General features: G+C 44.1%; 14 protein-coding genes. 11 read left to right on the top strand and 3 right to left on the bottom strand.

The window, feature by feature from the left end; all coding sequences use genetic code 11:
• Positions 1 to 7 precede the first annotated feature (7 nt).
• From AC59IL_RS15235 to AC59IL_RS15215, 5 genes are all read left to right on the top strand, one after another.
• Entirely contained in the window at positions 8 to 784 is a 777-nt protein-coding gene (locus AC59IL_RS15235; protein WP_496553012.1) for a class I SAM-dependent methyltransferase, read from the top strand.
• Positions 785 to 829: 45 nt separating this feature from the next.
• Positions 830 to 1,417, top strand: coding sequence for an acetolactate synthase small subunit (ilvN, locus tag AC59IL_RS15230; protein WP_496553011.1), 588 nt, complete (start codon positions 830 to 832; stop codon positions 1,415 to 1,417).
• Positions 1,418 to 1,501: 84 nt separating this feature from the next.
• On the top strand, positions 1,502 to 2,560 hold the full coding sequence (gene ilvC / locus AC59IL_RS15225; RefSeq protein WP_496553010.1) for a ketol-acid reductoisomerase: 1,059 nt from the start codon (positions 1,502 to 1,504) through the stop codon (positions 2,558 to 2,560).
• Between the two features lie 218 nt (positions 2,561 to 2,778).
• Positions 2,779 to 4,101, top strand: coding sequence for a threonine ammonia-lyase (gene ilvA, locus AC59IL_RS15220; RefSeq protein WP_496553009.1), 1,323 nt, complete (start codon positions 2,779 to 2,781; stop codon positions 4,099 to 4,101).
• 150 nt (positions 4,102 to 4,251) lie between these two features.
• Positions 4,252 to 4,389 carry a hypothetical protein gene (locus tag AC59IL_RS15215; protein ID WP_496553008.1) on the top strand — a complete coding sequence of 46 codons (138 nt, stop codon included), beginning with the start codon at positions 4,252 to 4,254 and terminating at the stop codon, positions 4,387 to 4,389.
• Between the two features lie 861 nt (positions 4,390 to 5,250).
• On the opposite strand, the gene AC59IL_RS15210 is transcribed toward AC59IL_RS15215, so the two are convergent.
• On the bottom strand, positions 5,251 to 5,442 hold the full coding sequence (locus AC59IL_RS15210; protein ID WP_496553007.1) for a hypothetical protein: 192 nt from the start codon (positions 5,440 to 5,442) through the stop codon (positions 5,251 to 5,253).
• A gap of 478 nt (positions 5,443 to 5,920) precedes the next feature.
• A complete protein-coding gene (locus AC59IL_RS15205) occupies positions 5,921 to 6,940 on the bottom strand; it encodes a T9SS type A sorting domain-containing protein (RefSeq protein WP_496553006.1) in 1,020 nt (339 codons plus the stop codon).
• 589 nt (positions 6,941 to 7,529) lie between these two features.
• Here AC59IL_RS15205 and gltB point away from each other — a divergent pair.
• The 6 genes from gltB (at position 7,530) to AC59IL_RS15175 (ending at position 19,396) form a co-directional block, all read left to right on the top strand.
• Complete coding sequence (gene gltB / locus AC59IL_RS15200; protein ID WP_496553005.1) at positions 7,530 to 12,053, top strand: glutamate synthase large subunit; 4,524 nt, start codon at positions 7,530 to 7,532, stop codon at positions 12,051 to 12,053.
• Positions 12,054 to 12,200: 147 nt separating this feature from the next.
• Positions 12,201 to 13,703, top strand: a complete 1,503-nt coding sequence (locus AC59IL_RS15195) for a glutamate synthase subunit beta (RefSeq protein ID WP_496553004.1) — start codon at positions 12,201 to 12,203, stop codon at positions 13,701 to 13,703.
• A gap of 448 nt (positions 13,704 to 14,151) precedes the next feature.
• Positions 14,152 to 15,552, top strand: coding sequence for an ammonium transporter (locus AC59IL_RS15190; protein ID WP_496553003.1), 1,401 nt, complete (start codon positions 14,152 to 14,154; stop codon positions 15,550 to 15,552).
• Between the two features lie 100 nt (positions 15,553 to 15,652).
• A complete protein-coding gene (locus AC59IL_RS15185) occupies positions 15,653 to 16,711 on the top strand; it encodes an outer membrane beta-barrel protein (RefSeq protein WP_496553002.1) in 1,059 nt (352 codons plus the stop codon).
• Between the two features lie 426 nt (positions 16,712 to 17,137).
• Positions 17,138 to 18,766 carry an ammonium transporter gene (locus AC59IL_RS15180; RefSeq protein ID WP_496553001.1) on the top strand — a complete coding sequence of 543 codons (1,629 nt, stop codon included), beginning with the start codon at positions 17,138 to 17,140 and terminating at the stop codon, positions 18,764 to 18,766.
• Positions 18,767 to 18,988: 222 nt separating this feature from the next.
• Complete coding sequence (locus AC59IL_RS15175) at positions 18,989 to 19,396, top strand: Na+/H+ antiporter NhaA (protein ID WP_496553000.1); 408 nt, start codon at positions 18,989 to 18,991, stop codon at positions 19,394 to 19,396.
• Positions 19,397 to 19,771: 375 nt separating this feature from the next.
• Here the strand turns inward: AC59IL_RS15175 and AC59IL_RS15170 are convergent, their stop codons facing one another.
• On the bottom strand, positions 19,772 to 22,351 hold the full coding sequence (locus AC59IL_RS15170; RefSeq protein ID WP_496552999.1) for a phosphoenolpyruvate carboxylase: 2,580 nt from the start codon (positions 22,349 to 22,351) through the stop codon (positions 19,772 to 19,774).
• Positions 22,352 to 22,458 lie beyond the last annotated feature (107 nt).

Genomic DNA, 22,458 nt, shown 5'->3' with positions numbered 1-22,458 from the left:
ACAACCAATGGCCGCCACCAATGAGATGACCTGGAACGCTTCCCTGTACGACAACAAACATGATTTTGTTTTTAAGTACGGAGAACACCTGGTGCAATTACTTACGCCGCAGGAAGGAGAACGGATACTGGACGTAGGTTGTGGTACCGGATACCTTACAAATCTGATAGCATCATCAGGCGCTGTGGTAACAGGAATGGATAAGTCGGTTGATATGATTGCGAAAGCGAAAAACGATTATCCACACCTGATGTTTCAGGTGGCCTCTGTAACCGACTTCAGGTTTAAGGAGCCGTTCGATGCCATATTTTCCAATGCCGTGCTGCACTGGGTAACCGATAAGGAAAAGGCTATTCGTTGCATGTACAACACGTTGAAACCCGGTGGAAGGCTGGTGCTTGAAATGGGCGGTAAAGGAAATGTGGAAAGGATTGTGAATGCGTTAAAAACGGCTTTACGAAACCACGGATATAAAAAAAATGCAGCCCGGGAAATATGGTATTATCCATCATTGAGTGAGTATACCGGTTTGCTCGAAAAGCAGGGATTCAGGGTTACCTACGCTACGCATTACAATCGCGATACCGAATTAAAAGATGCGCAGCAGGGGATCAAAGACTGGATACTGATGTTTGGCGGCGCCTATCTGGAAGGGATCGATAAAGCAAAAACAGATGCTATATTGGAAGAAATACAGGACATTTTACGGCACACACAATACAGGAATTATAAATGGTATGCCGATTATAAAAGGTTACGGGTAGTGGCCATCAAAGAAAATTAAAAATAGTAATTGTAGTTATTCATTTAATGCCCTTTGGGTTATATCATGAAACAGGAATTCACGGTTACGGTATATACAGAAAACCAGATTGGTTTACTCAATCGTATTGCGATTATATTTTCGCGCCGTAAGATCAATATTGAAAGTTTGAATACTTCTCCTTCGGAAGTTGAAGGTATTCACCGCTTCACCATTGTGATCAATGAACTGGAAGAGGTAGTGAAAAAGCTGGTGCGCCAGATCGAAAAACAGGTAGAAGTATTAAAAGCCTACTACAATACCAACGAAGAAATTGTTTGGCAGGAGCTGGCTTTGTACAAAGTATCTACCGATGAAATTGCTGAAAAAGTAAAAGTAGAACGCCTGTTACGCGAATACGGCGCCCGCGCGGTAGTGATCAGAAAAGATTACACTGTATTTGAAACAACAGGGCAGCGCGAAGAAACCGATAAACTGGTTGAAGTGCTGGAACCATACGGACTGATTGAGTTTGTACGCAGCGCCCGCGTGGCTATCATCAAAGCCAGCAGCGGTTTTCACGACAAGCTGAAAGAATTTGAAAAAACCGAACCCGGTGAAGAAGTTATAGAAAACGAGTACCTGGGTAAAGGTGATGAAGTGTTTACTATGTAAATAATGAAGTTCTTTATTTCTACATTCTACATTTAATATTCGATATTCAATATTTTTCTTTAATAAATCTAACAGTAAACAACAATGGCAAAATTAAATTTCGGCGGTGTGGAAGAAAATGTAGTAACTCGCGAAGAGTTTCCACTTGCCAAAGCGCAACAGGTATTGAAAAATGAAACCGTTGCAGTGATCGGCTACGGCGTTCAGGGACCTGGCCAGGCGCTGAATCAGAAAGACAACGGCATCAACGTAATTGTTGGTCAACGTAAAAATTCAAAAACCTGGGATAAAGCGGTGCGGGATGGATTTGTACCCGGCGAAACATTGTTCGAAATAGAAGAAGCATTACAACGCGGTACCATTATTTGCTACCTGTTAAGTGATGCTGCTCAGATCGCATTATGGCCTACCGTTAAAAAACACCTCACACCCGGTAAGGCATTATATTTCTCTCACGGTTTTGGTATTACCTTCAACGAGCAAACCGGTATTATACCTCCCAAAGATGTGGATGTATTTCTGGTTGCCCCCAAAGGTTCAGGTACTTCTTTACGCAGAATGTTTTTACAGGGTCGCGGCCTGAACAGTAGCTATGCTATTTTCCAGGATGCTACCGGTAAAGCAAAAGAAAGAGTAGTTGCCTTAGGTATTGCCGTAGGTAGCGGTTACCTGTTCGAAACCGACTTCAAAAAAGAAGTATACAGCGATTTAACAGGCGAAAGAGGTACTTTGATGGGCGCTATTCAGGGAATTTTTGCTGCCCAGTACCAGGTATTACGCAGTAAAGGACATACGCCTTCAGAAGCATTCAATGAAACTGTAGAAGAGCTGACCCAGTCGCTGATGCCACTGGTAGCTGAAAATGGTATGGACTGGATGTATGCCAACTGCTCTACTACTGCACAACGCGGTGCATTAGACTGGTGGAAAAAATTCCGCGATGCAACTTTACCTGTATTCACCGAATTATATGAAAGCGTTGCTACCGGTAAGGAATCGCAACGTTCTATCGACAGCAACAGCCAGGCCGACTATCGCGAAAAACTCGATGCAGAACTAAAAGAACTGCGCGAAAGCGAAATGTGGCAGGCCGGTAAAGTGGTACGCAGCCTGCGTCCCGAAAACCAGCACGTAGAAGCTTAATGCCCAACGCCGAACGCCCAACGCTGAATGCCATTGTAATCGATGTATTGCTGCGTTGTGCGTTCTGCGTTCAGCATAAAATGTATTAGCCACCGTATGTATTAAGCGTTTAGCGTTATGTCTTCAGCGTTGAGCGTTTCGCGTTCAGCGTTTTGCAGCGTTTTGCGTTTTCTGATAACTAAAACAGCGGTGGCTATTTTTTTTAACTCAATATCTACATGGGCACATCAACAGATAATCCTGAGCGTAGTCGAAGGATAGAGTGGAATCAGGACCCTGAGCGTAGTCGAAGGGTCGGTGAAGACCGGATGGAACTGGAATTTCACAAGGCAGCATTGCGGTTGAAAAAAGTGGTGCATAAAACACCGCTGATGTATAACCACAACCTGTCGCGCAAATACCAGTGCCAGGTGTATCTGAAACGGGAAGACCTGCAGGTTGTACGTTCGTACAAATTGCGCGGTGCGTATAATATGATGAGCAGTTTACCTGCCGATCAGTTACAACGCGGCGTGGTATGTGCAAGTGCCGGTAATCATGCCCAGGGTTTTGCTTTCTCGTGCAAAAAACTCAACGTAAAAGGCGTGGTGTTCATGCCGATTATCACACCCAAACAAAAGGTGAATCAAACCAAAATGTTTGGCGAGGATAATATTGAAATACAACTGGTGGGCGATACCTACGATGATTGTGCGGTGGCCGCCAAACAATTCACCGAAGAAAACGGCATGACCTTTATTCCTCCGTTCGATGATTACCGCATCATTGAAGGACAGGGAACTGTTGGACTGGAGATCCTTGAAGAGTTATCAGACATCGACTACCTGTTTGTGCCGGTAGGCGGCGGCGGATTGAGTGCGGGTGTTGGATCATATTTAAAAACCTATTCACCCAAAACAAAGATCATCGGGCTCGAACCCGAAGGCGCTCCCTCGATGCTCGAAGCATTAAAGGCAGGTCAGCCGGTAACGCTGAACACTATTGACCGTTTTGTTGATGGAGCTGCTGTGAAGAGAGTAGGGGATATTACGTTTTCCATTTGTAAAGAAGTGCTCGACGAAATGCACCTTGTGCCCGAAGGAAAAGCATGCTCAACCATTTTAAAGTTATACAACGAAGATGCCATTGTTGTAGAACCGGCCGGCGCCTTATCAATTGCCGCCCTCGACGACTACGCTGATGTTATAAAAAACAAAACAGTTGTTTGCATCATTAGCGGCAGCAATAACGACATCGACCGCATGCAGGAAATTAAAGAGCGCAGTTTGCAGTATGAAGGACTGAAACATTATTTCCTGATTCGCTTTGCACAAAGGCCCGGCGCTTTAAAAGAGTTTGTTAACCATGTACTGGGACCCAACGACGACATCACCCGGTTCGAGTACATGCAAAAGCACAACAAGGAAACAGCCCCTGCTTTGGTTGGCGTTGAGTTAAAAAACAAACAGGATTACGATATTCTTTTACAAAATATGCAACGATATAATATCGACTATACAGCGTTGAATAAGAATGATACGTTGTTCGGATATTTGGTATAAAAATCCTGAGCGAAGTCGAAGGATGACTTCGACAATGCTGAGCGTAGTCGAAGCGTGAGCGAAGTCGAAATACGAATTCGGATATTTGGTATAAACATACATGTTATCTGTTTCTATGTGGTAGTCTCCCGGCCGTCGGGAGACTTTTTTATGTTGAGCATTCTGAGCGAAGTCCCGCGCGAAAGTCCTGAGCGAAGTCGAAGGATGCTCATACTTCGGCTGAGCGTAGTCGAAGCCGAAGTTGCAGCCGATACCAAAACCAAAGAGCAAACACCAGCCACTACATAAAACTACTTATCGACCCCACACCCCGGTTACCTTATTGGGAATTTGTTCCTTTAACAGGACATCGTACCATTTACACGTATGTACGCAACAGTTTGATTATTAACAGGCTTCAGGTTTGGCACGCGGTTCGTTTATATACTATCAGAATATGAGTTGCGAAAATAACCCGCACCAACACACTAAAAACGATATTATACTATAAACATACTAAAAGGGTGATCAAAGGTTCCAAATCAGTAGCCCCGCTTTTGCGGGGTTTTCTGTTTTATACCAAAAATATAGAAGAGTCGTATATTTAAATACACTTAAACCGAACTGAACCGAAGGTTCTTCCGACTTCCGACATCAGATTTCGGGCATAAAAAAAGTCCCGCCAAGCGGGACTTCAGTCATGATATCTGACGGGTGATCTTTTTAAGGATACTGCGATAACGGCGAACGAAATCGCACCTTTAGCTACGAAATGATTTTTTCACGGATACTGTATTACATCATAGTTAACACAGACGGATATATATAATCATCATAATCATTTAAAGTGAAAGCGAAGAATCGCTTTCATAGTTAACGGAATCGGCTTTGCACAGATATTGGATTAGATTCTAATTAAGGTTAAATAGTGCATATACGAAAACCCACTTTGCCAACGGTCATTGCATAGATATTGGATACTTTCAATAAACCCACTTTACATGAATAGCGAACGAATTCGCCTGAAACAATTAGGGACGGCTTTACACGGATATTGTTAAGTTATAAAACACCTTCACATAAAAGCGATGAATCGCCTGATAGCTTACGAAATGGTCTTTTCACGGATACTGTTAACTGATCAAAACTAAAAACAAGACTGATATTGATTTACTTGCGGATCCACTTAGATGCCGAACGCATGTAACGGCGGCGATACCAAAGCTGGGCAGCCGTAAAATTCTTATGTGCTTTTTGTTGGTTCGCTTCAGGGAGTGCAATAGTTTCTTTTACTTCCCTGGTCAGCTCCAATAGCTCTTCTTTGGTTAACTGAACAAAATCAGACATAGCATCTTCATTCATAAATTATTGATTTATGGTTATAAAAAAATTCTGAAAAAAAGATTACTATGGCAGTAATAAACAATGGTTAGAATAATGGCAGAGTAGTTTGGACAATGGGCTTCGGGCGTTATATTGGATTTTGCGCTGCAAAGTTACGGCGTTACAGCACAGCAGACAAATGGTGGACGTAAAAGTTATCAACATTATAACTGTTCAAAGCACACGAAATACAGCTTGTAACTTAACTCACTGATGATCGTTAGTTATTTATGATAACCATTTTACAAGTGTATGCAAATAAACAGCAACAGGGTAAGCAATACATAAAGAATAGGATGCATGTTTATCTGTGAAGGACTCCACACCAAAGTCACATAAAACGGGGTTTTGTTAAAAATTGTTAAAATATAACACGTGTCCCCAAAATGACCATAAAAGCGGCCCATCCGGCTCTTCAGCCAGTGGGCCGCAGTATATACACACTCAAATTACCCGCTTATGGTTGTATGAAAATTTGTTCGCTATTTACCTTTCCATTGTTATAAATCATGGCTATGTACATACCTGCAGGCAGCGATTTATTTATTGTAAAATCATATCTGTTCTTCCCTTTATTCGCTGTCCACCATTTGTACATGACTTCCCTTCCATCGCTATTAAACAAACGAAGCATTACGGGGCTGTTTGTTGAGGCGGTGATGCAAAGAGTAGCGTTTGAATGAATGATTGATGGAAATAATTCAGGTGCACCACCGGTTTGGTCAGGTTGTATAATATTGGATGATGCAACTGCCGGTAACGAAAGAACAGAGTTGGCGTAGGTAAACTTTTTGAAGTACAAACTTTTTTGCCGGTAAAGGGTTGAAATATTCGATTGGTTATTTACACCCGTACGATAATTAAAGGAAGACGTGTTTGCATTTACAGTTGTGATCATGACCGAAGTGGCAGTGAGGCTGATGCCGCCATATTCTGAACCACCGGTATTGAGCGCCTGCACCCAGCCGGCCGAATAGGTAATACCAAGCTGTCCGCCAAGCATATTGTAATCAACATAACTCGATGCGCCCAGGGAAATGCCATCGTATTCATTCAGCGGTCCGCCCCATAACGCATTGTTGCCATCAATGTCAATGGCCGAGGCTGGTATTTCGCTTTGCACCATGGCCGTGCTGGTACCGGCAGTTACAAAAGCTATATGAAACTCGGCATAGCCATTGGTATGTGCAGGCGCCAGTAATTCGGGTTGAAAAGCATCAAGGTATCCGGCGCCACCGTCGTTGTCGAATTGCGATAAGGTGCAGCCTGTTGTAATAAACGTAATTGTTACCAGCGCATCAACACCGGTTTTTACATTACTGAAGCGATAAACCGCGCCGGTTTGTAAGGCGGTGCCCGATTGAAGCACAGCCGATTTGAAAGAATAATCAGGCTGGGCTGTTAACAGGCAGGGTAAAGAAAGAAACAGGCACACGAATGCACTGCTGACCCTTTTTAATAAAGAGCAGGTTTTCATAACGAACGGGTTTTGCGGGTTTGGGTTTTACCTGAATGTTGAATTAATCAAACAATGACATTTCAATCAGTGTTAAGTATTAGCCGGTAAATGTATATAAGTGATTTTGCTTATGAAATCCAATTACTTGTATTTTTCTAATTCGTAATACATATACCTATCGTAATCACTGCAATTAGTAGTAATAAATAATTTAGATTTATAGCATGAATTGTGAAACATACACTTGTAAAGCGGTCATATTTTTGTACCTGTTGAATAAGTGACCTGCTGTATAAGTGTGATGCGTACAACAATTTTAATCGCTGTTTGTCTTAACTTTGTAAGCAACCAATCCAGTGAAAAGCCTATTGGGGAAATGGCACTTACAATTAGGTTGCACATATCATTTTTCAAACATTACATAATCAGGTATACCGACACTTTAAAATGGCAGCACAGTCGACCATTTTTGTGGAAAAAATTGCATAAAACACCGGTAAATACGGAGTTTTTTTCGTAATTTCATTCGGTTGCTTGCTATGTATTTAGAAATTATACAGAGAAATTGACTATTTATTGAATATTTTCAAAAAACTATTGCATTTCCATGGCAAGTAATCTTGGTCTATACCATCCTTCCTTTGAGCATGATGCCTGCGGCATTGGATTCGTAGCAAACATTAAAGGGCATAAAAGTCATCAGACGATCAGCGATGCTTTAACCGTATTGGAAAATATGGAACACCGCGGAGCCTGTGGCTGCGAAAATAATACGGGCGATGGCGCCGGTATTATGATTCAAACGCCCCATGAATTTTTCTTCGACGAGTGCATTAAGCTGGGTGTTCATTTACCGGCTTTCGGACGTTATGGGGTAGGAGTTATTTTCTTCCCGCGCGAAATCCGTTTACGCGAAGAGTGTCGCGATATCTTCAATCGCGCTGCCGAAAAAATGGGTCTTGAAGTACTGGTTTACCGAAAGGTTCCTGTAAATCCCGATGGCATCGGTCCTTCGGCGCTGAGTGTTGAACCCGAAATGGAACAGGTATTCATCGCCTGCCCCGATCACATCAACAATCCCGATGATTTTGAACGTAAATTATTTGTACTGCGCAACTATGCCAGCCACACCATAAACAACACGGTGAAAAAAGATGCGATCGGCTTTTACATTGCCTCGCTTTCTTACAAAACCGTTGTATATAAAGGTCAGTTAACCAGCGGCCAGGTTCGTAATTACTTTAACGACCTGAGCAATAAAAGAACGGTATCGGCCTTTGGTTTGGTTCACTCGCGTTTTGCCACCAATACATTCCCCAGCTGGAAACTGGCGCAACCTTTCCGTTTCATTGCTCATAACGGTGAAATCAATACGCTGCAGGGTAACCTGAACTGGTTAAAGACCAGCGAACACGGGTTTACCTCGCCCTATTTCACCAAAGAAGAAATGGAAATACTGTTGCCGATCGTTACCGAAGGACAGAGCGACTCGGCCTGCCTCGATAACATGATCGAACTGCTGGCTTTAACAGGCCGTTCATTACCGCATGTGATGATGATGCTTATTCCCGAAGCATGGGATGGCAACGAACACATGGATCCGGTGAAGAAAGCCTTTTATGAATACCATGCCTCTATCATGGAGCCCTGGGATGGCCCGGCTTCTATTTCATTTACCGATGGAAAAATTATCGGCGCCACGCTCGACAGAAACGGTTTGCGTCCTTCGCGTTATTGCGTAACCAACGACGACCGGGTGATCATGGCTTCTGAAACAGGCGCATTGCCGGTTGATCCTTCGATCATCATCGAAAAAGGCCGCCTGCAACCCGGTAAAATGTTTGTGGTTGATATGGAACAGGGCCGCATCATCAGCGATGATGAACTGAAAAACGATATCTGCTCACGCAAACCTTACGGCGATTGGTTAAATCAATATAAGATCAGGCTCGAAGAGCTGGATGAACCCCGCGTTACATTCACCCACTTGTCTGATTCTTCGATAATAAAATACCAGAAAGCTTTCGGGTATACTACCGAAGACATCGAAACCATCATTACGCCCATGGCCATAGATGGTAAAGAACCTATAGGTTCAATGGGTACCGATGTGCCGCTGGCCGTACTGAGCGATCAGCCGCAACACATCACTTCTTATTTCAAACAATTATTTGCACAGGTAACCAACCCGCCCATCGATCCCATTCGCGAAAGAATGGTAATGAGTTTGGCCGCTTTTGTTGGTAATAACGATAACCTGTTGCTCGAAGATCCCAAACATTGTCATACAGTTGCTTTAAAGCATCCCATATTAACCAGTACCGAACTCGAAAAACTGCGTAGTATCGATACCGGTATCTTCCAGGCAAAAACGCTGCAAACCTATTTCAGGGCCGATGGCAAACCCGGATCGCTGAAAGCCGGGCTCGACAGGCTTTGCCGCTATGCCGAAGACGCGGTGTACGATGGTTTTGAAGTATTGATCCTGTGCGACCGCGCTGTAGATTCTGATCACGCAGCTATTCCAACCTTACTGGCTACCGCCGCTGTACATCACCACCTTATTCGCAAGGGATTGCGTGGTAAAGTAGGTATTGTGGTAGAAGCCGGCGATGTTTGGGAAGTACATCACTTTGCCTGTTTGCTGGCATTCGGCGCTACTGCCATCAACCCATACCTGGCACTGGCTACCATCCGCAACATGAAAGTGAACAACGTGCTGCAAACAGATTTAACCTGGGACCAGTTACGTAAAAATTATATCAAGGCTACCTGCGATGGCTTACTGAAAGTATTCTCAAAAATGGGTATCTCAACCCTGCAATCGTACCAGGGCGCTCAGATCCTTGAAATACTTGGTTTAAATAAAGATGTGGTAGATAAATACTTCACCGGCGCTGTTAGCCGTATTGAAGGAATTGGTTTGGATGAACTGGCCAAAGAAGCGCTTGCCAAGCATTGGTTCGCCTTCAGCCGTAAAGATATTCCGGTTGAGCGTTTAACCGTAGGCGGTGTTTACCAGTGGAAACGCAAAGGCGAGTTTCACCTGTTCAATCCGCAAAGCATACACCTGTTGCAATACGCAACACGGATGAACGATTACAATACATTTAAAAAATATTCAAAACTGGTAAATGACCAAAGTGAAAAAGCAGCTACTTTGCGCAGCCTGTTCCAGTTTAAAGTAAACAGGCCGCCCATTTCAATTGATGAAGTAGAATCGGCCGAAAGCATTTTAAAACGCTTTGCTACCGGCGCCATGAGCTTTGGTTCTATTTCGTGGGAAGCCCATACCACACTGGCTATTGCCATGAACCGCATTGGTGCTAAAAGCAATACCGGTGAAGGTGGTGAGGATGAAGTTCGTTACACGCCGTTGCCGAATGGCGACAGTATGCGCAGCGCCATTAAACAGGTGGCCAGTGCGCGCTTTGGTGTAACCAGCTATTATCTTACCGAAGCCGATGAACTGCAAATTAAAATGGCACAGGGCGCTAAGCCGGGCGAAGGTGGTCAGTTACCGGGCCATAAAGTTGATGAGTGGATTGGTAAAACACGTCACTCTACACCCGGTGTTGGATTGATCTCTCCGCCGCCGCACCACGATATTTATTCAATCGAAGACCTTGCACAGCTGATCTTCGATCTGAAGAACAGTAACCGCAAAGCCCGCATCAACGTTAAGTTGGTGTCGAAAGCAGGGGTAGGTACTATTGCTGCCGGTGTGGCCAAAGCCAAAGCCGATGTGATACTGATTTCGGGTCACGATGGCGGTACCGGTGCATCGCCCATCAGTTCAATTAAACATGCCGGTTTGCCATGGGAGTTAGGTTTGGCCGAAACCCATCAAACACTGGTAAAAAATAAATTGCGCAGCCGCGTAACCGTTCAGGCCGATGGCCAGATGAAAACCGGCCGTGATATAGCTATCGCCACTTTGCTCGGAGCCGAAGAATGGGGCCTGGCAACTACAGCACTTGTTGTAGAAGGCTGTATCATGATGCGTAAATGTCATTTAAATACTTGTCCGGTTGGCGTTGCAACCCAGGACCCTGAATTGCGCAAACGTTTTACAGGTAATGCCGATCACGTTGTGAACTTCTTCCGTTTCATTGTTCAGGAATTGCGCGAGATCATGGCCGAGCTGGGCTTCCGCACCATCAACGAAATGGTAGGCCAGGTCGATTGCCTCGAAGTACGCGAAGGCATCACCCACTGGAAATACAGCAAGCTCGATCTGAGTCCCATTTTATATAAAGAACAGGCCGGCGCTTATACCGGTTTGTACAAAATGGAAGAACAGGATCATGGTATTGCCGATGTGCTCGACTGGAAGCTGCTCGAAGCTGCCAAACCGGCGATCGAAAAACAGGAACGCATAGCCGCTTCGTTCCCGGTTAAAAATACCGACAGAACGATCGGTACTATATTATCGAACGAGATTTCGAAAAAATATAAAGGCGACGGATTACCCGATGATACCATTCACTTTAACTTAACCGGTACCGCAGGGCAAAGCTTTGGCGCCTTCAATACCAAAGGGGTTACCCTTGAACTGGAAGGTGATGCCAACGACTATTTCGGAAAAGGCTTAAGCGGTGCCAAGCTGATTGTATATCCGCCCAAGCAGGCCAGTTATGTGCCCGAAGAAAATATCATCATCGGTAACGTGGCTTTCTATGGCGCTACTTCGGGTGAAGCTTACATCAGAGGTAAAGCCGGTGAGCGTTTTGGTGTTCGTAACTCAGGCGCCCGTGTTGTTGTGGAAGGTGTTGGCGATCACGGTTGCGAATACATGACCGGTGGTAAAGTGGTAATTCTTGGTGCTACAGGCCGCAACTTCGCAGCAGGTATGAGCGGTGGTATTGCCTATGTGTATGATGTAAAAGGACAATTTGCATCGCTGTGTAACAAAGAAATGGTTGACCTTGATCCGCTGGGTGCCGAAGATATTCAGTTACTGAACGACATGATCACCCGACACTATGCCTATACCGGTAGTACCGTTGCCCGCTTTGTACTGGATGATTTTGAAAACCAGTTAAAGAATTTCGTCAAAGTATTCCCGAAAGATTATAAGAAGGCGCTGCAGGATAAGGTGAAGGTGAAACAGAGCGCAAAAAAGAAATAAAATATTGAATATTGAATGATGAATGTCGAACATCGAAGTTGCATTCACTTCATCATTTAATATTCGACATTCGATATTCATCTGTTCAGATGTTGGAGTAGGTAACCAAATTAACTTAGAACTTAAAACTTACAACTTAGAACTAAAATGGGTAAACCAACGGGTTTTTTAGAATTTACCAGGGAGTTGCCTGGTAAAAAACCAGTAGAGGAAAGGTTAAAAAATTACAATGAGTTTGTTGAGCGGTACAGCGATGAAAAGCTGAACCAGCAATCGGCCCGTTGTATGGATTGCGGAATTCCTTTTTGCCATAGCGGATGCCCGCTGGGTAATGTAATACCTGAGTTTAACGATGCGGTATATCGAAAAAGCTGGCAGGAAGCTTATGAAATACTGGCTTCTACCAACAACTTTCCTGAGTTTACCGGCCGTATTTGCCCTGCGCCCTGCGAAAGCGCCTGCGTACTGGGCATCAATCAACCGGCTGTAACGATCGAAGAAATTGAAAAGCATATTATAGAAATAGCTTTCGAAAAAGGATTTGTAAAACCACGCGTACCAAATGTGCGCACCGGTAAAAAAGTGGCCGTTGTAGGTTCGGGCCCTGCCGGTTTGGCCGCTGCAGCCCAGTTGAACTATGCCGGTCATACGGTAACTGTGTTTGAGCGGGATGATGCGCCCGGTGGTTTATTACGATACGGTATACCCGATTTCAAGTTGGAAAAATGGGTGATCGACAGAAGGATTAAACTGATGGAAGAAGAAGGCATAACCTTCAAATGTCATGCAAATGTGGGTGTGAATGTGCGCATCAACGACCTGCTGCGCGAATACCATGCTATTGTACTGGCAGGTGGTTCAACAGTGCCCCGTGATTTAAAAATTCCGGGCCGTGAGTTGAAGGGCGTGTACTATGCCATGCAGTTTTTGAAACAGCAAAACAAGCGCAATGCCGGCATCGATCCGCTGGCCAATGCCGCTGTTGAAAGCAATATTTTCACTGAAAACTTACTGGCTACCGGCAAAAATGTAGTGGTAATTGGTGGTGGCGATACGGGTAGCGACTGTGTGGGAACCAGCAACCGGCATAAAGCCAAATCGGTTACCCAGTTTGAGCTGTTGCCCAAACCGCCGGATGGTCGTACCGAGTTTATGCCCTGGCCTACGTATCCCATGATATTAAAAACCTCTACTTCGCATGAAGAAGGTGCCAACCGGCACTGGGCTATTGCCACCAAGGAATTCATCGGCGATAAAAAAGGTAACCTGAAGGCATTGACGGTGGTTGATCTGGAGTGGAAAGTTGAAGACGGTAAGCCTGCGCAGTTTGTTGAAAAAGCCGGTTCCGAACGCGAATTACCCTGCGAGCTCGCCCTGCTGGCCATGGGCTTTGTGCATCCCCAGCACGAAGGGTTGTTGAATGAGCTGGGTGTTGACCTCGATAGCCGGGGTAATGTACGGGCTACTGAAAAAGAATACAAAACCAGCATTAATAAGGTATTTGTTGCCGGTGATATGCGCCGCGGTCAGAGTTTGGTGGTATGGGCCATCAGCGAAGGACGCGAATGTGCACGGAAAGTTGATGAATTTTTAAATGAAGGCGTGTCGTACCTGGAAAGTAAGGATAAAAACATAGTTTTAGCTATTTAGCATAAAGCATAAAGATTTCAAGGCCTTCCCGTGATTCCGCGGGAAGGCTTTTTTATGCATACATGATAAAAATTTTGTTCTGTGATGCACCATGGACAAGGGGTTCAGGCATTTTGACCCTGAAAAATAAAGAGGTGAATTTTTGAAAAAAGACGGCGAATATCGATAACGATTAAATAACAACACACTTTTCGTAAAATAGCTTAAAACTCACCCGATTTTTGAAAGCTGTCCAAAAAGGATGGCTTTTTTGTTTTCAAAACGGCGATTTGTTTAATTACTGGTGCTACAATGAGTTACAACAAGTATAAAAGATAAATAAGATACATATTATAAATAATAAAATGTATGTTTTATGTCAGGTTTTTTGTTGAAAAAACGATATTTTCGAGTTGATAACATTAGATATATATTTTTACTAATATCTATAACTAAAACAACGGAAAAAATGAAGCTCTCATTAAAATCGGTTTTACCGTTCCTGATTCTGGTCGGGGTGGCAGTGGCCGCGATGTTTATAACCCCGGAAGCAGATTTTCCCCCAGGTCCTAAAGACACACCTTATAGCACCGCAGATATAGCCTGGGTGTTGGTGTCGACTGCATTGGTATTCTTAATGACACCCGGCCTGGCCTTTTTCTATGGCGGTATGGTGCATCGTAAGAATGTAATCTCTACCATGATCAAAAGCGTAGTTGCTGCCGGTGTGGTAGGCGTTTTATGGATCACTGTTGGTTTTAGTTTAAGTTTTGGTGATTCAATTGGCGGTTTTATCGGAAACCCGGGTACTTACCTGTTTTTTAAGGGGGTCAAATCCGGCGCCGCCTGGCCGCTGGCTCCAACCATTCCTTTAGGTTTGTTTGCCCTGTTTCAACTGATGTTCGCCATCATTACTCCTGGTCTTGTAGTGGGCGCTGTTGCTGAGCGCATACGCTTCACTTCATACATATTATTCATTGTATTATTCAGTTTGCTGGTATATGCTCCGGTAGCACACTGGTCATGGCATCCGAACGGATTTTTGGCCAAGATGGGCGCCTGGGATTTTGCAGGTGGAACTGTGGTTCACATAACTGCAGGTTGTGCCGCCCTTGCCGGTGCTTTGGTATTGAAGCGCAGAAAGGCCCATATTGATCAGAAAGAAATTCCACCGGCCAACGTGCCTTATGTATTGATCGGAACCGGTTTACTGTGGTTCGGCTGGTTTGGTTTTAATGCAGGTTCTGCTGTTGGCGCTTCAGGATTGGCTGTAAATGCTTTTGGTACTACCAATACAGCAGCTGCTGCTGCCGGTTTGGCCTGGATGTTCTTTGATGTTGTAAAAGGCAAAAAACCTTCTGTATTAGGTTTCTGTATTGGTGCAGTTGTAGGACTTGTAGCCATTACGCCCGCAGCAGGTTTCGTAGGCATTCCTCAAAGTATTATTATTGGTTTGGTAGGTGCGCTGATCTCTAATATCGCAGTTGGGATCAAACAAAAATCTACACTCGACGACACACTGGATGTATTTCCCTGCCATGGTATTGGTGGTATGACCGGTATGTTACTTACCGGTATATTCGCTAACCAGCTGGCACATGGTATTAAAGATGGTCCTCAGGGTTTATTCTACGGAAACCCCGGATTCTTCTTCACTCAGTTTAAAGCGATGGCAATTGTTGTAGTGTACAGCTTTGCAGTTTCTTTTGCCATCTTTAAATTCATAAACTTCGTACTGCCCTTGCGTGTAACTTCTGAAGAAGAAGAGCTTGGTTTGGATGAATCACAGCACAATGAAAAGTATATGCAGGGAACCTTACTGGTTAACGGCGAGAATGGAAAACTTGTTGAAAAGCAGGTAGAAGCATAAAAAAAGAAAAAGGTACAGCACCCATAAAATTGAACTTCTGACACAAGTTCAATCCGAATAACCGTACCCTTTTCATATTAACACTTAAAATCTAACTGCAATGTTAAGAAAAATTTCTGCATTGGCCATCATTACCGTGGCCGTAACTCCCTATGTTAACGCTCAGGATTCTACTAAAAAAAGCGCCCTGAACATCACTGGTTCTGTAGATGCGTATTATAGATATAATTTTCACAATTCCAAAGATTCAGGAGTAACCAATAACTACACCAGCTTTACCAACTCCCAAAATTCATTCGAGTTGGGTATGGCTTCAGTAAAAGCCGAGTATACCATGGGTAAGGTAACCGGTGTGGTTGACCTGGGTTTTGGCCGAAGAGCAGATGAATTTTCTTACAATGACAAGGGAGGATTAACCGCTATAAAACAGGCCTATATATCAGTAGCCGCTACCGACAAGCTGAAATTTACCATGGGTAAATGGGCAACACATGTGGGCTACGAACTGGTAGATGCTTATTTGAATCGCAACTACAGTATGGCCTATATGTTCTCGTTCGGTCCGTTCTTTCATACCGGTATCAAGGCCGAATATACTGCCGGCAGTTTTGGTTTTATGTTGGGTGTTGCTAATCCCACCGATTATGTTTCGGCCAGTTTTGGTAAGAAAATGATACTGGGACAAATCAGCGCCGGAACCGAAAAGGTAAAGGCCTACCTGAATTACCAGGGTGGTAAAGACATTGCCAGCAATACCATTAACCAGATCGACCTGGTGGTATCGGGCACCGTAAGCGACAAATTCAGCATAGGATATAACGGTACCATGCAGGCGGTTAAACCCAATGGTAAAAGCAGTGGCGACTCGTGGTGGGGATCTGCCGTGTACCTGAATGTTGATCCCACCAAGGTATTCGGTATCACGCTGCGTGAAGAATATTTCGATGATAAAAAAGCCGTATCCGGGTTGTCGGTTGCAAGCGGCGTAGGCACCAGCGTGCTGGCTACCACTTTATCGGGCAATATTCGTATCGATAACCTGACCATTATTCCTGAGTTCAGGCTCGACAATGCGAAAGACGCGATTTTTTCAAAAAATTCAGGTGAAACAGTGAAAAGTACAGGCACCTTTATTTTAGCTGCCACCTGGCATTTTTAGAGCATATTAGTTACATCGGTAAAACAGGTATTCGATCACGATTGCTAACATAGATGTTGAGCTGCATTTTTATAATGTATGCCATCGGCTATTGTGATTGAATACCTGTTTGCTTTAAGACGTTTATAACCAAAACTAACTGTTTCTTTTTACCACATCCGTATCACTGAAACAGGTTTTACAAGAACCGGAGTTGAAGCTCTTTATTGATTGTGTTATGTATTAGTATTGAAGCTATCAGAAGATTGTTTAGTGTTTTTAAGGTTGGGCCTCCGGATTTGATTCACAGGTGTTGAATAGTTTGATCATCTTATATGTGTCAGATATAAGTTTAAACCATAAAGAAACGACCGGCGAGTAATAAGTTAAATTGGCCCGACCGCCAGTTGAACTTGTATTGTTCACCCCAACTAAAACTTTAAAAACATGCAAACAAAGTTTGCCAGCCTTCCTGGCGTTCTTCCTTTTTTTACAAAACGAGGTAAAAATTTGCTGAGCCCTGCCGTTCAGCTAACGCGCGCTGAAAAGTGGCGACTTGGGTCAACCATTTTCATAGGGAAGATGATCGGCCTGTTGATTGTTTTTTTAGCAATGATCTTTTTGCCCGGTATACTGGGCACACCTGCCCATGCGCAAACCGGTTATACGCCACATGAAACGGCACTTGTGAATTCGGTAAATACCGTTTGGACACTGGTGGCTGCTTTTCTGGTGTTCGGCATGCAGGCAGGTTTCGTTATGCTCGAAGCCGGATTTGCCCGTCAGAGAGAGACCGTTAACGTTTTAATGGAGTGTATACTTGATACCTGTTTATGTGGTATCCTTTTCTGGGCTATCGGTTATGCATTTATGTTCAGTCATGGCAATGGATTTATAGGCACCCACTGGTTCTTTTTGTCGGGCGCTCCTGATACATATGAAGCTACCGGCGTTCCATTACTGGCGCACTGGATATTTCAGTTTGCATTTGCCGATACCTGCTCAACCATTACTTCGGGCGCTATGATCGGGCGTACCAGTTTTCGGGGCGACATTCTTTACAGTCTGGGTGTAACCGGTTTTATATATCCTATTATCGGCCATTGGGCCTGGGGACCAGATGGTTTTCTGGTTACCATGGGTAGTGCCGGTAATTTTCTTCCTTTTTTGGGGCAACCTTTCCGTGATTTTGCAGGATCTACAGTGGTGCATACCATTGGCGGAGTAATATCATTGGCAGGCGCTATGGTGCTGGGGCCTCGTCTTGGGCGTGTTTTTGCACGCGACGGTGGCGGCATGCCTGCTCCTCATAACCTTACTGTGGCAGCAGTAGGGGGCTTTTTATTATGGTTTGGCTGGTATGGTTTCAATCCCGGTAGTACATTATCAGCATTGGATGCTCAGGGTATTGGTCGTGTTGCGGCCAATACCACGCTGGCAGCCTGTACAGGCGGGTTAGCCGCTATGCTGGCAGCTTTCTGGTGGGGTTCTACAAAAGGAAAATTCGACCTGGCTTTTTCTATCAATGGATTTCTGGCCGGTCTTGTTGCCATTACCTGTCCCTGTTATTGGGTAAGCCCGCTGGGAGCCATTTTGCTGGGCGCTATCGCAGGTTTTGTAGTGTATGCAGGTGCCTGGCTTATTGAATGGTTTCGTATAGATGATCCTGTAGGAGCGGTTGCGGTGCATGGTTTCGCCGGTATATGGGGAACCTTGTCGCTCGGATTTTTTGCTTGCGGAAAATATGGCGCTACGGGGCCTTTTGGAGCCGATAATTCTGCTCCTGTAGCAGGTTTATTTTATGGCGGAGGATGGTCTGTGCTAAAAGCTCAGTTCGTTGGCAGCGCCATAATAACGGTGGGCACCTTTGTGGTTGCATTTGCGCTGATGTGGATTATTCGCCAGTTGCCACATCCGTGGAATCTGCGGGTTGAAGCAAAAGGCGAAACCAGTCCCGGCGGCCTGGATGTGTTTGAACATGGTACCGAGGCCTATCCGCATCAAGGCACTGTAGTACCCACGCCGGCATACAAAACCGGGCACACCGAACACCAAAGTGAACCGGCCTACTCATAATAAGTGAAATTTGACAAGGATATTTCCTGAATATGGAAGGAAATATCCTTGTCAAACTACATATTATAATTAATTTTATATAGTATGTAGTTTACATGATGACACAAAAAAATGGTATTTTTGAAAAGGGCATATATATGTCTGTTTGAAATTGATACAATGTGACTTAATTATTTCCGTTTTACACGTATTGTATTATTTTTAATATTAAAATGGGTGGTTATGGGGGCTGTTTCAATTTCGCAAAGGAAGCTTACACGCCTGATCAGGGGGTTCTTGGTTGATAGCCGTGCAGTTGGAGTTATTTTAATTGCATGTACTGTTATCCCATTACCTGCCTGTAGTTTACCTGCCACCCCAATTGCTTATATTTCTTTCTTTCAGCATACTGTTCATTTTTCTTTTGCAGGGTTACACCTGTCCCAAAACTATCTGCTTTGGATCTGCGGCGTTTGTATTACCCTTTTCTTCTTTCCGGCAGGAATGAAGATTGGGTATAGGCTTATCATAGCCAAACAACAATGCCGGTCCATGGCAGGTAATTTTAGCATCTGTGTTAGCCGTCCCGGCTTGTTGCACGCAAAACCGTGCAATACCCGCGCCTGGCATCATTTCACCGATTGCATATAAATAGAAATTTGAAGAAGAAGAAAGCTGCAAAGTCAATTGGCAATTTGCAATTGGCAATTGACAACGGAGATCGATGTTTAAAATTTTTCATTTGCAAATTGCCTGTTGGCAATTGCATATTGATATTATTACGCCATAGTTTTTATAATTAACAATGACCCAAACTAACTAAATGCTGTGCGGTAATATAATGAAATAGTATTTAATGCTTTTTTTCATTACCGTTGTTTTAGTTATCAGAAAACGCATCCGTTTCGCCGGGTGCGTTTGTTTTTTTGGTCAATGGAATGGTCAATGGTGAATGGGCTCTCTAATTAGAACTGCACGTTCCCAATAGGTACCAACTATTGACCATTGACTATTCACCATTCACAACTACGCCGAATTTCTTCCCGCATTAATAATTCCAAACGAACTGCGGATAACCAGCTTTTCAAATATTTCCTTGTGCTGCGGTTGCGCCATTTGCTCTTCCATTTGCCTGATGCGTGCAATGGCAAATTGCTGAATGGTAGTAAGCGGCAATACGATGCGCTCACGCGTTTGAACCGATAACTGCTCAACCGGGTAGTCGGCCATCAGCTCATTTTTACCCGACAATTGGAAAATATACCGTTGTGTTAGCTCGTATTCTTTATAAATCATGTTCCATACTTCGCCGTAACGCGGGTCCTGGCTCAGGTACTCGGTTAAGGGAAAGAAACATTTTTTCATGGCCATTTCACAGTTATCCATAAGCGTTTTAAAGAACATCGAGTGGCGATATACTTTTTTGATATCACCCAGTCTGCCCTTTTTATCCAGAGCCTGCAAAGCAGTGCCCACGCCGTAATAACCGGTTACATTTTGTTTCAGCTGGCTCCAGGCGCCAACGAAAGGAATAGCCCGCAGATCTTTCAACGATAACTTCGAAGAGGAACCGCGTTTTGCGGGCCGGCTGCCGATATTGGTTTCGCTGTAAAACCTAAGCGGACTTACATGCGAGAGGTAATTTAAAAAATCGGGATTGTTCTTTAAGTCATTATAGGCTTTTAAACCTTCCACGGCCAGTTCGCCTATCAGGTCTTCTTCTTCTTTGGAAAGAATTTTATCATTGTCGGCCAACACATCGTTCGATATGCCTGCATTTAACAACTGCTCAATATTGAACTGCGCCGAATCGATGGTGCCGAAATTCGAACTAACGGTTTGTCCCTGTATAGTGAGTTGTATTTCCTTGTTCGAAATATTTTTTCCCATCGAGGCATAGAACTTATGCGTTTTGCCGCCGCCGCGTGCGGGTGGGCCTCCACGGCCGTCGAAGAACACCACATCGATGCCATACTTTGCCGAAATGCTGGTAAGACTTTCTTTGGCTTTATAAATGCTCCAGTTGGCCATCAGGTAACCGCCGTCTTTGGTACCGTCTGAAAAGCCCAACATGATGGTTTGCCGGTTGCTCCGTTTTTTCAGGTGAGCGCGGTAAACTTCATTCTCATACAATTCCTGCATGATGTCGGCTGCTTCCTGCAAATCATCGATGGTTTCGAACAGCGGTACAATATCAATGTTCAGCTCATCTTTTTTCCATCCGCTGAGTTTGAATAATCCAAACACCTCCAGTACGTTCAATGAACTGTTGCACTGGCTGATGATGTAGCGGTTGCAACCTTCCGCACCGTTGTATTGCTGAATTTCTTTGATAGCTTTTATAGTGAGCAGCGTATCTTTTACGATACCGTCTTCGAAAACATGTCCGCCGATATCGTCGCTGGCGGCAGATAATAATTTTTTCTTTTCACCATCACTCAGTTCGGCATAGTTACCGGGAAGTATATCTGATTTTTGGGCAATGGCTTCCAGCACTTTGTTATGAACGCTGCTTTCCTGGCGAACATCGAGCGAAGCGAAATGCAGTCCAAACACATTTACTTTATTGATCAGCCCGTCGACCAGGTGCTGAAACAAACCGTTGTGTTGGTAAATCAGTATCTCACGAATTTTATATAAGGCATCCAGAATACCCTGCTTGCTGAGGAAGGTACGCTGACCGGGAATGAAAATATTTTCGTACAACTGTTTTTCGAGGTCGGCCAGTATGGTATCTACACCTTTAAAAGTGAGCCTTCTTTTTAAACGCCGTACATCGAGGTAATAGCATTTAATAATACTGCCACGCAGGGCATCGGCTACTTTCAGAGTGGTATCGGCTGTAACGTTCGGGTTGCCGTCGCGATCGCCACCGGGCCAGAATCCCATAGTAATTACCGGGTTTTCGTCGGGTATCATTTGCGGGAACTGGCTTTTCATGAAGTTCACAATGCGGCCCGCTGCCTGGTAAAATACATTTTCGAGATACCAGATAAGGCTAATCGCCTCATCGTATGGGGTGGGTTTTTGTTTTTTAAAGAAAGGCGTTTTGCCCAACTGCTGCAGGTACATATTGATCTGGCTGGCATTGTTTTCGGCCAATGCTTTCGACAGATCATGAATGATACCTAAAACAGGCCCGGGATAAAACTGAGTGGGGTGGGCCGTTAACACCATGCGAATGGAAAAATCCTTCAGTTTTTCAGACAGTTTTTCCTGGAGGTTCTTTTGCGTTACTTCGGCTTCGAGGTATTTTAAAGTGCCAATGCCACTTAAATCATTGATCTCCTTAAAAGAAGCATCTTCCAGCGCATCGAACAAAACTACCTGCCGTTCAACGTATTGAACAAAGCGGAACAACAGGTCGAGCTTATCCTGCTCCCTGGTATAAGCAGTATGCTTTTCAAAAAATTCCTCGATAATCTGTTCGGGGCTTTGCTTCTTCTTGTATCCTTCTTCACAATTATTTAATAATAGCGAAAGCAGAATACCGGTCTTTTCAATGCGATGAAATGGAAGAGAGGTAAACAGGCTGTTGTAGAGCTGAAACTTAATGCCTACGTAATTTTTAAATTGCTGCAGTCCTCTTGATGACTGATGATCCATGTAATTTCAAGTTTATGGCAATTATGCAAAAATACAGCAAGCAGCAACCAAAATCGGGGAATGAAAGTACGTTATAAAAATTAATTTGAGCACCTTCATATGAATTT

The sequence above is a fragment of the Niastella sp. sgz303648 genome (genome assembly GCF_059587045.1).
This window is presented reverse-complemented; position numbering and strand designations above follow the sequence as displayed.

Coding starts and splice junctions, on each gene's coding strand:
- AC59IL_RS15235 (WP_496553012.1), top strand. CDS start 8: ATGGCCGCCACCAATGAGATGACCTGGAACGCTTCCCTGTACGACAAC.
- ilvN (WP_496553011.1), top strand. CDS start 830: ATGAAACAGGAATTCACGGTTACGGTATATACAGAAAACCAGATTGGT.
- ilvC (WP_496553010.1), top strand. CDS start 1,502: ATGGCAAAATTAAATTTCGGCGGTGTGGAAGAAAATGTAGTAACTCGC.
- ilvA (WP_496553009.1), top strand. CDS start 2,779: ATGGGCACATCAACAGATAATCCTGAGCGTAGTCGAAGGATAGAGTGG.
- AC59IL_RS15215 (WP_496553008.1), top strand. CDS start 4,252: ATGTTGAGCATTCTGAGCGAAGTCCCGCGCGAAAGTCCTGAGCGAAGT.
- AC59IL_RS15210 (WP_496553007.1), bottom strand. CDS start 5,442: ATGAATGAAGATGCTATGTCTGATTTTGTTCAGTTAACCAAAGAAGAG.
- AC59IL_RS15205 (WP_496553006.1), bottom strand. CDS start 6,940: ATGAAAACCTGCTCTTTATTAAAAAGGGTCAGCAGTGCATTCGTGTGC.
- gltB (WP_496553005.1), top strand. CDS start 7,530: ATGGCAAGTAATCTTGGTCTATACCATCCTTCCTTTGAGCATGATGCC.
- AC59IL_RS15195 (WP_496553004.1), top strand. CDS start 12,201: ATGGGTAAACCAACGGGTTTTTTAGAATTTACCAGGGAGTTGCCTGGT.
- AC59IL_RS15190 (WP_496553003.1), top strand. CDS start 14,152: ATGAAGCTCTCATTAAAATCGGTTTTACCGTTCCTGATTCTGGTCGGG.
- AC59IL_RS15185 (WP_496553002.1), top strand. CDS start 15,653: ATGTTAAGAAAAATTTCTGCATTGGCCATCATTACCGTGGCCGTAACT.
- AC59IL_RS15180 (WP_496553001.1), top strand. CDS start 17,138: ATGCAAACAAAGTTTGCCAGCCTTCCTGGCGTTCTTCCTTTTTTTACA.
- AC59IL_RS15175 (WP_496553000.1), top strand. CDS start 18,989: ATGGGGGCTGTTTCAATTTCGCAAAGGAAGCTTACACGCCTGATCAGG.
- AC59IL_RS15170 (WP_496552999.1), bottom strand. CDS start 22,351: ATGGATCATCAGTCATCAAGAGGACTGCAGCAATTTAAAAATTACGTA.